This window comes from Paenirhizobium cremeum, assembly GCF_022884085.1.
GTDB classification, from domain to species: Bacteria; Pseudomonadota; Alphaproteobacteria; order Rhizobiales; family Rhizobiaceae; genus Allorhizobium; species Allorhizobium cremeum.
The window spans coordinates 372,826-387,069 of record NZ_JAGGCS010000004.1 but is presented as its reverse complement, the minus strand read 5'-3'; the positions used below and the strand labels follow the sequence as shown (position 1 = coordinate 387,069).

General features: G+C 61.8%; 9 protein-coding genes. 5 read left to right on the top strand and 4 right to left on the bottom strand.

What is annotated here, in order from left to right; translation table 11 throughout:
• Nucleotides 1-27: 27 nt before the first annotated feature.
• The gene (locus tag J5N58_RS26050; RefSeq protein ID WP_425314458.1) at nt 28-438 is read right to left on the bottom strand and encodes a DUF3800 domain-containing protein; all 411 of its coding nucleotides are present in this window, start codon (nt 436-438) and stop codon (nt 28-30) included.
• Nucleotides 439-515: 77 nt separating this feature from the next.
• Nucleotides 516-752 (bottom strand): DUF1674 domain-containing protein, encoded by a 237-nt coding sequence (locus J5N58_RS10360; RefSeq protein WP_112830634.1) that lies wholly within the window; start codon nt 750-752, stop codon nt 516-518.
• A gap of 115 nt (nt 753-867) precedes the next feature.
• On the opposite strand from J5N58_RS10360, the gene htpX reads away from it, so the two are divergent.
• The 4 genes from htpX (at nt 868) to purH (ending at nt 6,839) form a co-directional block, all read left to right on the top strand.
• Complete coding sequence (htpX, locus tag J5N58_RS10355; RefSeq protein WP_113338055.1) at nt 868-1,830, top strand: zinc metalloprotease HtpX; 963 nt, start codon at nt 868-870, stop codon at nt 1,828-1,830.
• Nucleotides 1,821-3,227: an RsmB/NOP family class I SAM-dependent RNA methyltransferase gene (locus J5N58_RS10350; RefSeq protein ID WP_113425427.1), complete on the top strand. Its 1,407-nt coding sequence runs from the start codon at nt 1,821-1,823 to the stop codon at nt 3,225-3,227. The genes htpX and J5N58_RS10350 overlap by 10 nt, the downstream gene beginning before the upstream one ends.
• Before the next feature lie 219 nt (nt 3,228-3,446).
• Complete coding sequence (locus J5N58_RS10345; protein WP_113338057.1) at nt 3,447-5,123, top strand: heparinase II/III family protein; 1,677 nt, start codon at nt 3,447-3,449, stop codon at nt 5,121-5,123.
• Nucleotides 5,124-5,222: 99 nt separating this feature from the next.
• Complete coding sequence (gene purH / locus J5N58_RS10340) at nt 5,223-6,839, top strand: bifunctional phosphoribosylaminoimidazolecarboxamide formyltransferase/IMP cyclohydrolase (RefSeq protein WP_113338058.1); 1,617 nt, start codon at nt 5,223-5,225, stop codon at nt 6,837-6,839.
• Between the two features lie 52 nt (nt 6,840-6,891).
• Here the strand turns inward: purH and J5N58_RS10335 are convergent, their stop codons facing one another.
• Together J5N58_RS10335 and J5N58_RS10330 are read right to left on the bottom strand one after the other, a co-directional pair.
• The gene (locus J5N58_RS10335) at nt 6,892-8,229 is read right to left on the bottom strand and encodes an MFS transporter (protein WP_113338059.1); all 1,338 of its coding nucleotides are present in this window, start codon (nt 8,227-8,229) and stop codon (nt 6,892-6,894) included.
• Nucleotides 8,230-8,317: 88 nt separating this feature from the next.
• Nucleotides 8,318-13,105: an NAD-glutamate dehydrogenase gene (locus tag J5N58_RS10330; protein WP_244710689.1), complete on the bottom strand. Its 4,788-nt coding sequence runs from the start codon at nt 13,103-13,105 to the stop codon at nt 8,318-8,320.
• A gap of 202 nt (nt 13,106-13,307) precedes the next feature.
• Between J5N58_RS10330 and pdxY the strand changes: the two genes are divergently transcribed.
• Entirely contained in the window at nt 13,308-14,186 is an 879-nt protein-coding gene (gene pdxY / locus J5N58_RS10325) for a pyridoxal kinase PdxY (protein ID WP_112830628.1), read from the top strand.
• The last annotated feature ends 58 nt before the right edge of the window (nt 14,187-14,244 follow it).

Here is a 14,244-nt window from a genome sequence, read left to right as displayed (position 1 = left end):
CCGCAAAAATATGGCTGCCATACTTTGTCAACAGGACCTAGGACGCATGTCACGGCATAACCAGGATATACGCTCGATTAAGTAGCGAGTGAGATAAAAATAAAGTTGGTTTCGCTCAGTGTATATTCCATCTGGAATATTTCTTTTGTACCCAACAACACTGATCGCCCGAACCGGATGAGATGCAAGCTCTCTTACCGCGACCAATTTCTGTCCGTGTGACAATTCCGCAAAATGTAATATGCGATTTTTTCTTTCCGGCATTCTGGAAGATATCTGATCACGCCACGTTACTGCTTCGAGATCGTATTGTTTTCTGAATAACAACGCGGATAAAACAAGCCAGCTGGATGCACCGCCCCTTCCGCCAGGCTCTCTATAGTTCCCAAGCCCATCGTCCCCAGATTCGTCAATATACGCAATGAATGTGTGTGGCATGACTCAATAGGTATCAAATTATTTAGTCTAAAACATTCTAAAGTTTTCATGCAATCAATACTCAAGCTTTTTAGAAGCTAGAAATCGATCGCGCGGCCGTTGATCTCCCAATCGCCGAAGCGGGCGGGGTCGGCGCCGCCGCGTCCGCCGATTTCTGCCGGCGGCGTTGTTTTGTGCTCGTTGCGGCGGCGTTCCTCCGCCTCGGCAAGAGCGCGCCGCGCTGCATCGCTGAGGACCTTTGCCGGCGGTTCCTGCTCGCGCGTAGCACTCTCGGCGTTGACGGGGTTGTTGTCGTTGTCGGCGTTACTGCTCATATCCGATTCATTCCGGCGATCATTGAAACTTGGCCAAGTCCATTTACATCTAATGCAGTCTTGCGCACCAACCAAGGCTTGAAGCCGGATTTGCGCCGAACGACGGAGAGAAACGATGAATTTCATGCGAACAGCCATGCTGCTGGCCTTCATGACGGCCCTGTTCATGGGTGTCGGCTACCTCATCGGCGGCCAGAGCGGCATGCTGATCGCCTTTGTCGTCGCCGCGGCCATGAACTTCTTTTCCTACTGGAATTCTGATCGAATGGTGCTGTCGGCCTACCACGCCCAAGAGGTGGACGAACGCAGCGCGCCGGAATTCTATGCCACCATCCGGGAACTGGCGCGCAACGCCAACCTGCCGATGCCCAAGGTCTATATCTTCGACAGCCCGCAGCCCAACGCCTTTGCGACCGGGCGAAATCCCGAGAATGCCGCCGTTGCCGCTTCGACCGGTCTCCTGCGCCGGCTCAACCCCCAGGAGGTCGCCGGCGTGATGGCCCACGAGCTGGCGCATGTCGAAAACCGCGATACGCTGACCATGACGATCACGGCGACCCTTGCCGGCGCCATTTCCATGCTGTCCAACTTCGCCTTCCTGCTTGGTGGCAACCGGGACGAGCGCAACAATCCCTTCGGTTTCATCGGCGTTCTCGTCGCCATGATCGTTGCTCCGCTCGCAGCCATGCTGGTCCAGATGGCGATCAGCCGTACGCGCGAATATGCAGCGGACCGGCGCGGCGCGGAAATCTGCGGCAGCCCCCGGGCGCTTGCGTCGGCCCTGCAGAAGATCGCCGGGGATGCCACCCATATCGAAAATGACGATGCCGAACGCAACCCGGCGACCGCACACATGTTCATCATCAATCCGCTTTCCGGACAGCGCATGGACAATCTTTTCTCCACCCATCCGAATACGGAGAACCGGATAGCCGCGCTCCTGCAGATGGAGGAGAGCGGTTTTGGGGGATCGACGCGGCAGGCGCCCGCTGCTAATGCGACCCGCAAATCGCGCTCCGTTCCGAATACCGGCTGGGGGCGCGGCGGCTCCGAACGCCCCAAGGGACCATGGTCTTGAACGAACAGACGCGCGGCAAATCAGGAAAATCCTTCCATAAGGCGAAACCGCGCGGCGGATCGGCAAACGGCAAGGACAAGGTGGCTGCTGCCCCGCCCAAGGCCGGGCTCGATGCCCGCATAGCCGCGGCGAAGATCCTTTCGGCCGTCGTTGACCGAAAGACGTCGCTCGATGGCATGCTGGATGCCGAACACGGCAATCCCGCGTTCCTGGCGCTCGGCGAGGCCGACCGCGGTCTCGTTCGGGCGATCCTGCAGACAGCACTGCGTTATCTGCCGCGGATCGAGGCGATCCTCGGCCAATTGTTGGATTCGCCCTTGCCGGAAGGTGCTCGCTCGCTGCATCACCTTCTCGTCGTCGGAGCCGCGCAGATGCTCTATCTCGATGTTCCCGATCATTCGGCCGTCGATCTGGCGGTCGAACAGGCCAATCGCGATCCCCGTAACCGGCGCTTCGCCAAGCTCACCAACGCCATCCTGCGTCGCCTTGGCCGGGAGAAAGCGGAACTTCTGGAAAGCGTCGCTGATGTCGTCTGCATGCCGGGATGGTTCTTCAACCGGCTCGTTGCTGCCTATGGACGCGAGGCGGCGACCGCGATCGCCAGGGCGCAATTGCAGCCGGCGGCTATCGATATCACCGTCAAGGGCGATGCGGCCGGCTGGGCCGCGAAACTCGGCGGTCAGGTGTTGCCGACGGGAAGCGTCCGGCTCGATCCCTTCCGCGGGGCGATTCCGACGCTTGAGGGTTTCGAGGAAGGCGCATGGTGGGTACAGGATGCGGCAGCCGCCGTGCCAGCCCGCCTGATGGGGGACGTCCGCGGCAAGCGGGTGGTCGATCTTTGTGCCGCGCCTGGCGGCAAGACCGCCCAGCTTGTGGCAATGGGAGCGGACGTGACGGCGGTCGAGCAGTCGGAATCGCGGCTGAAGCGACTGAAGAGCAATCTCGCCCGGCTCGGTTTCTCGGCGGATTGCGTCCGGTCCAATCTTCTCGACTTCGCAGGAGAGCAACCTTTCGATGCGGTTCTCCTCGATGCGCCGTGTTCATCGACGGGAACCACAAGGCGTCATCCAGATGTGCTCTGGACCAAGGGGCCGGAGGATATCGCCAAGTTGGCGGATGTTCAGGAGAAGTTGCTGCGTCATGCCTTGACGCTTGTCGGGCCGGGTGGAAGGGTTGTCTTTTCCAACTGCTCGCTCGATCCGCTCGAGGGCGAGGAATTGATCGAACGAGTGCTGGCTGACAACCCGGCTTTCCGCCGCATCCCAATCCGGCCTGCCGATTGGCCTGGCATGGAGGATGCCGTTTCGCCCAGAGGCGATTTCCGTGCCACCCCCGCCATTCTTGCGGATCTCGGCGGCATGGACGGTTTCTATGCTTGCGCTCTTGCTAAAATTTAACGGAAACTTCACTAAAATTGTTGGAACTTGAAGAGGCTCGACATCGCCTGCTCGTTGGCGGCGGCAGAGGGCGCTATGTGAACGCTCCGCCCCCGGCCATCGGGCCGACACTGGGCGGAGCGAAGCGATGAGCGCCTGCGTGCTGAGGACAGGATATCTGACCGGCCTCGTTCGCGGGGTCTTCCGCACTCGATGTCTTCGGGGCGGTATGGAAAGACAATGCAGATTACAGAACGCCAGAAGCTGATTTCTCTCTATCTCGGCGAGGCCTGGCGACGGGCTGCTCGCGGGCTGGCGATCGGCCGTGCCATGCGCCTCAAATGGTCGCCGGCCAATACCGCCAAGCTGATCGTCGCCCCGACCGATCTGCGGGTCGTTGATCCTTTTGTGGCCGAGGAAATCCTTCAGGGGCGTTTTCCGCTCGCCGGCCGCGTTCTGGATGCGGGCGATCGTTCGCCCTTCGATTTCGAACCTCCATCGCCGGCTTTCGCGACGAGGCTCCACAGCTTCGCATGGCTTCGTCATATCCGCTCCGACAAGAGTCCCCGTGCCTGCGCCAATGCGCGCGCCATCACCGATTCCTGGATCGGTCAGCACGGAGCGCGGACCGGAGGTGAGGCCTGGGATCACGATGTGGTCGCCCAGCGCATCATCGCCTGGCTTTCCCATTCACCTATCGTCCTGCAGGATACCGATGGCGGCTTCTACCGGCGCTTTCTGGCGAGCCTCGTGTTTCAGGTGCGTTTCCTGCGTCGAGAGGCGGATTTCCTGCCGATCGGCCTGAAGCGGCTGCGTGTCCGGATCGCGCTTGCCATGGCCTCCATCGCCATGGAGTCCCGCTCCTCGACGATCCGACGCGCCGCCCGCGATCTCAACCGCGAGATCGACCTGCAGATCCTTGCCGATGGCGGCCATGTCTCGCGCAATCCGCAGGCAGCGGTCGAGCTTCTGTTCGACCTCCTGCCGCTTCGCCAGACCTATATCAATCTCGGCCACGAGGTTCCCGTGCGGCTCATCCCCGCGATCGATCGGATGTATCCCGCCATCCGGTTCTTCCGCCATCAGGGTGGCGATCTCGCCTTGTTCAACGGCGCGAGCTCGACGCTTGCCAATGAACTGATGTGCGTCCTGCGCTATGATGAAAGTGCCGGCCAGCCGTTCAAGGCGCTGCCCCATTCGCATTTTCACCGGCTCGCGGCAGGCGCGACCGCCATCATCATGGATACGGGCCGTCCGCCCTGCCCGGAGCTTTCGAAGACGGCTCATGCCGGCTGCCTTTCGTTTGAGCTGTCGTCGGGCCGCAACCGTTTCATCGTCAACAGCGGTTCTCCGCGCTTTGCCAACGACAAGCTCCGGCAGCTTGCCCGCACCACAGCGGCGCATTCGACCGTTGCCGTCGGCACCAGTTCGTCGGCGCGCATTTCCTCCTCCGCCTTCCTCGGTCCGTTGATGAGCAGCGGCGTGACCGAGGTGGTCGAGCAGCGCCAGACCGGGCCGGACGGCAGCGATCGGCTCTGCGTCAGCCATGACGGCTATCTCGCCCGCTTCGGTCTGTGGCACGAGCGCGAGATCCGGCTCAACGAAGCCGGCAACAAGATCGCCGGCCGGGACCGCTTCCTGCTGCCGGACCGCACGCCGTCCGCAAAGCCTCCCTCGGAACCGACGGTCGCGCGCTTTCACATCCATCCAGCAATCTCCATCGAACGGATCGACCAACGCAAGGTGCGGCTCGTCGCGCCTGACGGCGAGAGCTGGGTGTTTTCGTCGCCCGCCAACGATCTGGTTATCGGCGAGGATGTGTTCTTCGCCGATGTCTCCGGCGTGCGTCCTTCCCGGCAGCTCGAGCTGATCTTCACTGGTCCGGAAATCCGCTGGTTTCTTGCCCATCACGCATAGGATTGACGCTTAAAGGTTTCATCCTGGAGCGGGCTGTGGTAGGCGGCGGCATCGCGTCTGCGATCTCCATCGAAGGCGCAATTCAGATCGGAGAAAACCATGGCCGTCGTTTCCAAGAAAATTCCTGTGCCGGACCGCATCCGGATCCGTACCGCACTCCTGTCGGTGTCCGACAAGACCGGCATCGTCGAGCTTGCGCAGGCGCTGAACGCGCTTGGCGTCAAGCTTCTGTCGACCGGCGGCACGCACAAGGCGATCGCAGCTGCCGGCCTACCGGTGATCGACGTCTCCGAAGTTACGGGCTTTCCCGAAATCATGGACGGCCGGGTAAAGACGCTGCATCCGCGGGTGCATGGCGGTCTTCTTGCGATCCGCGACGACGAGGAACACCAGGCTGCAATGCGCGAGCACGGCATCGAGGGCATCGACCTCTCGGTCATCAACCTCTATCCGTTCGAGGCCGTTCGTGCGGCGGGTGGGGATTATCCGACCACGGTCGAGAACATCGATATCGGCGGTCCCGCGATGATCCGCGCTTCGGCGAAGAACCATGCCTATGTCACCGTCCTGACCGACCCGTCCGATTACACGACGCTGCTCGACGCACTTCATGCTGACGATGGCCATATCTCCTATGCGGCCCGTCAGAAGTTTGCCGCCAAGGCATTCGCCCGCACGGCGGCCTATGATGCGATCATTTCCAACTGGATGGCGGAAGCGCTCGGTATCGACATGCCGGATTACCGCGCTATCGGCGGCGTGCTGAAGGAAAAGATGCGTTACGGTGAAAACCCGCATCAGAGCGCCGGTTTCTACGTTACCGGTGAGCAGCGGCCGGGGGTGGCGACTGCGACGCTCCTGCAGGGCAAGCAGCTTTCCTACAACAACATCAACGACACGGATGCAGCCTTCGAACTGGTTGCCGAATTCCGCCCAGAAAACGGCCCGGCCTGCGCCATCATCAAGCACGCCAACCCCTGCGGCGTAGCGACCGGTCCAAGCCTTGTCGAAGCCTACAAGCGGGCGCTCGCCTGCGATTCCGTCTCGGCTTTCGGTGGCATCATCGCGCTCAACCAGTTGCTCGATGCGGAAACGGCAACCGAGATCGTCAAGCTCTTCACCGAAGTCATCATCGCTCCCGAAGTGAGCGATGAAGCCAAGGCGATCATTGCGGCTAAGCCCAATCTTCGCCTGCTGACCACAGGCGTCCTGCCCGATCCGCGTGCGGCCGGCATCGTCGCCAAGACGGTTTCGGGCGGCCTGCTCGTCCAGTCGCGCGATAACGTTCTGGTCGAGGATCTGGATCTCAAGGTTGTGACGAAGCGTGCGCCGACGGCGGCCGAACTCGAAGACATGCGCTTTGCTTTCAAGATCGCCAAGCATGTGAAGTCGAATGCGGTGATCTACGCCAAGAACGGCCAGACAGCCGGTATCGGCGCCGGCCAGATGAGCCGCGTGGATTCGGCCCGTATCGCAGCGTTGAAGGCGGAGGATGCAGCAAAGGCGCTTGGCCTCTCCGAACCGCTGACCAAGGGATCGGCGGTTGCCTCGGAAGCCTTCTATCCTTTCGCCGACGGTCTCCTGGCGGCAATCGCGGCGGGTGCTACCGCCGTTATCCAGCCGGGCGGCTCGATGCGCGACGCGGAAGTGATCGCCGCTGCCGACGAGCACAACGTCGCCATGGTCTTCACCGGCATTCGCCACTTCCGGCACTGATCCGTTGCAACAATGGAAAACGGTTGGGCCCGGTCGCAAGACCGGGCTTTTTTCATGCCGTTGCCGAAACAGCCGGATGGGCAGCCGGGTAAGGCGTGCGCAGGAGGATGATGAGGCCGATGAGAAGGAAGGCGATCAGGCTCGCCATGCCGATGCGGGCCGAACCGGTCCAATAGGTCAGAAGCGAGAAGCTCAGTGTCGCCATAAAGCTCGTGGCGCGGCCCGACAGCGCATAGATGCCGAAATAGCGCCCAGCCTCCGAGAGGTTGACGCTTCGTGCGAGATAGGATCGCGAGGAAGCCTGCACCGGACCGAAGGCTATGCCGATCAGGACCCCGTAGAGGATATAGGCCTTCTCCGCCGGCGTCGAAAACAGACCGTCGCTGACAGTGGCTGGCCATTGGACGAGGCCGAACAGTGTGAAGTCCCTGCCGGTGGAAATGATCCCGACAGTTGCGGCCAGCAGGAGGAGAAGGCTCAGCACCACGACGAATTTCGAGCCGAGCAGACGATCGATGAAACTCGCCACCATGCAGCCGAAGATCGCCACGACGTTCAGGATGATGCCGTAAATGCCGATTTCCATGGTCGACCAACCGAACATGGCGGCGGCGAAGATGCCTCCGAGAGTCAGAAGGCCGTTGACGCCGTCCTGATAGATCATCCGGCCGACCAGGAAACGGAAAATTCCGGGTTTCCGGCGCAATTCCAGGAGCGTTTTGCCGAGATCCGCCAGACCCGAGCGAACCGCGGCCGGAAGCGGCTTGCCACGCCCAGCATCGGGCGTGAAAAAGAACATCGGCAGGATGAAGACGAGATACCAGAGTGCCGATATCGGGCCGGTGACGCGCGCGTCCTCGCCGGTCACCGGATCAAGGCCGAAGAGCGGGGAAGCGCCGAGCAGCGTGTGGCCGTCCTTCGGGCTTGCGGCGATGAACAGAACCACGCCGATCAGCACGATCATGCCGCCGAGATAGCCGAGGCCCCAGGCGATGTTGGAGACACGCCCGACATCGCGCGTGTTGACCAGCCGCGGCATCATCGAATCGTTGAAGACGATGGAGAACTCCGCCGAGATCGTCGCGAGGATCATCAGCAGCACCGGATAGACGACGGGCGAGCCCGGTGCCGCGGTCCACAGCAGGCAGAGGCTGACGATCTTGATGACGGCGAAGAAGGCGATCCATGGCTTTCGTGAGCCGGATTCATCCGCGATCGCGCCGAGAACGGGCGAGAGCACGGCGATGATGACCGAAGAAATCGTCGCCATGTTGCTCCACATCGCCTGCGCGTTGACCGGATCATCGGTCAATCGCGAGACGAAATAGGGGCCGAAGATGAAGGTCGTGATGACGGTGAAGAACGGCTGGGCGGCCCAGTCGAAAAACATCCAGCTCACCACCCCGCGACTGAAGACCGGTTGTTTCACCGTTTCCACTGCTAGCGTCAATGTCCGCCCCCTTCTGCCAGCGCCATGTTTATCGCGAACGTCCGTGGGCGAGATCGCTCACGAGGCTTGCCGCCACGGCGATCTTGGACAGGCTTGCCTCTGCGCCTTCGCTTAGTACCAGCAGTTCGGCCCCGAGACGATTGATGCGCTGGAGATCGGCAGAATGCCATGCCCTGACAGGTTGTTTCTCCCCGGCATGGCTTGTGAGCGCAGAGATGACGATTTCGCGCCGCGCCGCGCCGATCTGGTCGAGACTGCGGAAGAGCGCGAGGCTGTCGTAATGATCGTTGGCAACGACCCGGGCGCCCAGCGAGAGGATCCGGTCGATGCGGAAAATCTCCGATACCGCGAAATAGCCCTCGATGGCGCGGGCGAGCGGCGCCCCCGTCCGCTCCGCGATCTGCATGACTTCAGGCACCAGCAGCAGGGCCTGCAGCTTCACGACCTCGGCTGCCCCGTCTGCCGGCACGCCCGAAGCCGTCAACTCCGCCGTCTCGGCCTCGAAATGCTGCCTGAGTTGAGCTGGAAGCGTCGAGGAAAGCGCTTTTTCGCAGGCCTTCACTGCCGTCTTGAGGCGTGGCAGAGCCTCGCCGAGTGGCGCGGCGGAAAGCCCAGTCTCGACGATCAGGCGCGTCACGCCCTCATAAACCCGGCCAACAGTTGCATAGAGTCGGTTCTGGACCTCGCCGGGAATGGTTGCATCAAGCGCGTCGATGCGGTCCCAGACCGCCGGCAGGTCGAGGCCGTCCCGGGTCAGCAATGCCGCCTTCACGACCTCTGCCGGCGGCGCTCCGGTTGCATCGCCGACGGCAACCACGAAGCCCGGGCCGCCGCGATTGATAACGTGGTTGGCCAGAACGGTCGCAATGATCTCGCGGTGCAGGCGGTGGCCGGCGATGTCCTTCGCATAGGTCTTGCGCATGCGGGCGGGGAAATAGTTGGTGAGAGCGGATGCGCAATAGGGATCGTCCGGCAGGCCGGATTCAACGATCTGGTCGAACAGGACGATCTTGGCGTAGGAGAGCAGCACGCCGATTTCCGGCCTGGTGAGGCTCTTTCCTCCGGCATAACGCTCGGCAAGCGCGGCGTTATCCGGCAGCGTCTCGACCTTGCGGTTCAACCTGCCGGCCGCCTCGAGATAGTTCATCAGCCGGCTCAGTTCCTCCCTGTTTCCAGACCCCTTGCGTTCGCTGATCGAGATCGCGAGGCTTTGCAGGTAGTTGTTGCGCAGCACGAGTTCACCGACTTCCTCGGTCATTTCCGAGAGCAGGCGGTTGCGCTTGTCACGGGTCAGACGGCCATCGGCCATCGGAGGGGCAAGCGCGATCTTGATGTTGACCTCGACGTCGGACGAATTCACGCCGGCGGAATTGTCGATCGCGTCGGAATTGATGCGGCCGCCGTTCAGCGCATAGGCGATACGGCCGCGCTGGGTGACGCCGAGATTGGCGCCCTCGCCGATCACCTTGGCCCGGACTTCGGTGCCGGTCACGCGGATTGCGTCATTGGCGCGGTCGCCGACCTCCGTATCCGTTTCGCTCGCCGCTTTCACATAGGTGCCGATGCCGCCGAACCAGAGCAGGTCGACCGGGGCCTTAAGGATAGCGCTCATGATGTCGAAGGGCGTCGCGACCGGCTTGTCGAGGCCGATGGCTGCTGCTGCTTCGGGCGTCAGGGCCACGGATTTCTCCGAGCGCGAAATAATCATCGCACCCTTGGAAAGCGCCTTGCGGTCGTAATCCTGCCAGCTCGACCGCGGCAGCGCGAACATCCGTTTGCGCTCGGCGAAGGAGACGGCGGTATCCGGATCGGGATCGATGAAGATGTCGCGATGGTCGAAGGCGGCGATCAGGCGGATCTTTTGCGAGAGCAGCATGCCGTTGCCGAAGACGTCGCCGGACATGTCGCCAACGCCGACCACGCTGAAAGGCGTAGTCTGGATATCCACGTTCATTTCCCGGAAGTGGCGCTTGACCGCTTCCCAGGCGCCGCGCGCGGTGATGCCCATCTTCTTGTGGTCGTAGCCGGCGGAACCGCCGGAGGCGAAAGCGTCGTCCAGCCAGAAACCCGCAGCCTGGGCAAGGCCGTTCGCGGTGTCGGAAAAAGTGGCGGTGCCTTTGTCCGCGGCAACGACAAAATAAGGATCGTCCTCATCAAGCCGCACGGTATCGGCGGGGGCCACGACCTTGCCGCCGACAATATTGTCGGTGATCGACAGCAGCGTGCGGATATAGGTCTTGTAGGCCTCCGTGCCGGCGGCAAGCCAGGCGTCGCGGCTTGCGCCTACCGGCAGCTGCTTGGGATAGAAGCCGCCCTTGGCGCCCACGGGCACGATGACCGCGTTCTTGACCTGCTGCGCCTTGACGAGCCCCAGCACTTCCGTGCGGTAGTCCTGGGCGCGGTCCGACCAGCGCAGGCCGCCGCGGGCGACCTTGCCGAAGCGCAGGTGCACGCCCTCGACCTCAACGCCGAAGACGAAGATTTCGCGGAAAGGCCTGGGGTCCGGCAGGCCGTCGAGAAGCTGCGGGTCGAACTTGAAGGCCAGCATCGTGGCTGCGTTGTCGTTCTTCTGGAAATAATTGGTGCGCAGCGTCGAATCGACCGCGTTGATGTAGCGCCGCAAAATGCGATCCTCATCCAGACTTGGTACGGCGAGGAGCGCGGTTTCGAGCTCCGCATGAATCTCGGCAAGCTTGCGGGTGCGGGCCTTCTCGGCGAGTTTCGGATCGAAGCTCACATGGAAGAGATCGAAGATCAGTTTGACGATCGCCGGGTGCCGGTTCAAAGTTTCGGCGATATGGCCCTGCGAGTAGACGAAGCCCGCCTGCCTGAGATAGGCGGCATAGGCGCGCAACACGGTCACTTCCCGCGCCGACAAGCCGGCGGCCAGCACCAGGCGGTTGAAGGTGTCGTTGTCGACCTTGCCTGTGAAGGCGGCGAGGAAGGCTTCCTCGGTAATCGCCCTTTTCTCGGCAATCCCGAAGGCATCATCGCCATGGACCTGCAATTCCATGTCGTGCAGGACCACAAGCGCTTCGTCACCCTTGTCCCCGGTGGAGACGTGGATATCGAAGGTGCGCTCGCTGATGACCCTGAAACCGAGATTTTCAAGAAGCGGCACGCGACGCGACAGCGGCAGATGGGCGCCCGCATGGAAAATTTTGAGGTAAAGCTGCCTGCCGGCATCCGTCGTGGTCTCATGGAAGGCGATCGATACGGGTTCGCCGGCGAGGCATGCCTGGATATGGGCGAGGTCGTGGACTGCTTCTTCCGGCGAGAAGGCCTCCTGATAGGCCTGGCTGACGGCAAGTCGCGGCGCCTTCGGGCCGGCCAGCGTCTCGAACCGGTCGCTCCAGCGGGCTGTAATTTCCCGCACCGCTTCCTCGAGCGCCGCCTGAGGAATGCGCGGTGTCTTGCCTTCGGATCGGCCGATGATGATGTGTACGCGTGCCACACCGCCTTCCGGGAATGCTGGATAATAGGCGGAAACGCGGCCCTGATAGACCTGGGTCAGATAGCTACCGATCTTCTCGCGTACGACGGAGTTATAGTCTTCACGGGGAACATAGACGATGAGTGAAACAAACCGGTCGAACTGGTCGATGCGCGGCAGGACGCGCACGCGCGGACGTTCCGACAGGTCGTTGATCTGTTCGCAGAACTTCGCAAGCAATTCCGGCTCGATCTGGAAGAGGTCATCGCGCGGATAGGCTTCCAGCGTGTTCTGCAGCATGCGGCCTGAATGGCTCTGCGGGTCGAAGCCGAAATGGTCGGTCACCTTGCGGGCCTTGGCGCGAAGCAGAGGGATCTGGCTCACCGAACCCGTGTAAGCGGTCGAGGTGAAGAGGCCGACGATCCGCAGTTCGCCCACCACCTTGCCGTCCTTGTCGAAGCGTTTGACGCCGATATAGTCCATGTAGGCACGGCGATGCACGATCGATTTGACATTTGCCTTGGTGACGATGAGGAAATCCGGCCCCTGCAGGAATTCGAGGATTTCCGGCGTCGTGGTGACAGCGTTCTTGCCCTGACGAAGGACGAGCACGTCGGGATCGGACAGGATGCCGAGCCCCTCGCCCTTGTTGCGTTCCAGGATCGCGGCGGTGCCTTCGCCGGAATAGACATATTCCCGCATGCCGAGGAAGGTGAAGTTGTCGTTGCGCAGCCAGTCGAGGAAAGCGAGGGCCTCGTCGCGATCTCCCTTGCGGCGGCCGGGAGCGAGTTCGCCGAGTTCGCTCATCGCCGTATCGAGCAGTGCGAGCATCTGCTTCCAGTCCGCCGAGGCCATGTGGACCTGGGCGAGAACGATTTCCAGGCGCGCTTTCAGAGCTTCTGCCTGCGCGTCGGTTAGCGGAGCAAGATGAAGCTGGATATAGCTGGTGCGGATCGCGCCTTCCGGCTCCTCTTCCTCCGGATTGGCGAGCGAGACCTGGCCACCCGGCACCACTGACAGGATCGGATGAACGGCCATGAAGATATCGCGGTAGAGGCTCGTGACCTCGCCCATGACCGAATCATACAGGAAAGGCTTGTTGCGTTCGATGATCGAAAGGACGCTGACCGGGGTTCCTGCCGGCGTGACGTCGGCGACCGGTGCGATGACCACGCGCGGCGTGTCGCCATCCCAGGCGGCGATGTCTGCTGCTGCCCGCAGCGAGGAAAACGCGAGCATTTCGGGGGTATAGTTGTCGAGATCGTCGCCGCTTGCACGCCCGAACAGGATGACGGGATCAATGAAAGGCTCCTGGATCGCCTCCGCTATCCGGCAAGCGGCCTCCAGCTGAGGTTCCCGCTTGAGCTTCCTGTTCACGACCATTGCTCTCTCCCTTTCAATGTCATGCGCATGTTGCGTGCATGATTCATAAAACAATTTGCCAAATGATGTATCTGCATTCGAGCCAGAGACCGATATTTCCGCTGTTTGAATACGCGATAAATATGACGCAGCAGATGCGCGATATTGACAGGTCCGACACAAAAGGCGGATCAACGGCGCGAACGAAAGTGGAAATCCGGTCATGACAGAGAAGTTAAAGGGTGCCGTCATCGTCATTTCGAGCCATGTGGTCCGGGGATCGGTCGGCAATCGCGCCGCCGTCTTCGCGCTCGAGAGCCTCGGTTTTCCCGTCTGGGCCCTGCCGACGGTGGTTCTTCCGTGGCATCCCGGCCATGGCCCCTCGACGCGGCTTACCTTTGAGGACGCGGATTTCGACAGGGCTATCGACGACCTGATCCGCGCGCCCTGGCTTCCCGAAGTGTCCGCCGTCCTGACCGGTTATTTCGGCAACAGCGCCCAGCCACGTTCCGTCGCCCGCCTCATCGAGGCGCTGAAGGCGAAGAAGCCCGACCTTGTCTATATCTGCGATCCCGTGATGGGCGATCTTGGCGGTCTTTACGTTCCGGAGACAACCGCCGTGGCCATTCGCGATCATCTCATTCCGCTTGCGACGATCGCTACGCCGAACCGCTACGAACTCGCCTGGCTGGTCGGCAGCGCACTGGAGAGCAACAACGACATCATGGAGGCCGCGCTTTCTCTCGGCCCGCCGCAAATGCTGGTGACTTCTGCAGTTCCGATGATGGCCGGTGGAACCGGCAATCTCTATCTCAGCGGCCGCAATGCGCTTCTTGCCGAGCACCGGCTGATCGACAATCCGCCGAACGGCCTCGGCGACCTGCTCTCGGCCCTGTTCCTGGCAAGGCTGCTCGAGGGCCTGCCCGAGGAACGGGCGCTTCAGCTTGCCACCGCCGGCGTCTATGAAATGCTGGCGCGCACAGCGAAGAAGGGCGGAGACGAACTGACGCTGGAAAGCGACGCTTCCAGCCTGTCGTCGCCGATGGCGCTCGTCCAGATGCGGCGGCTCGTTCATCCGGCGCAACGTCCGAAGCATCGCTGAAAATGCAAGGCAGCCAACACTTCGAAGTTTGCATGAGACTGTTGCCATGAGCGTCAGC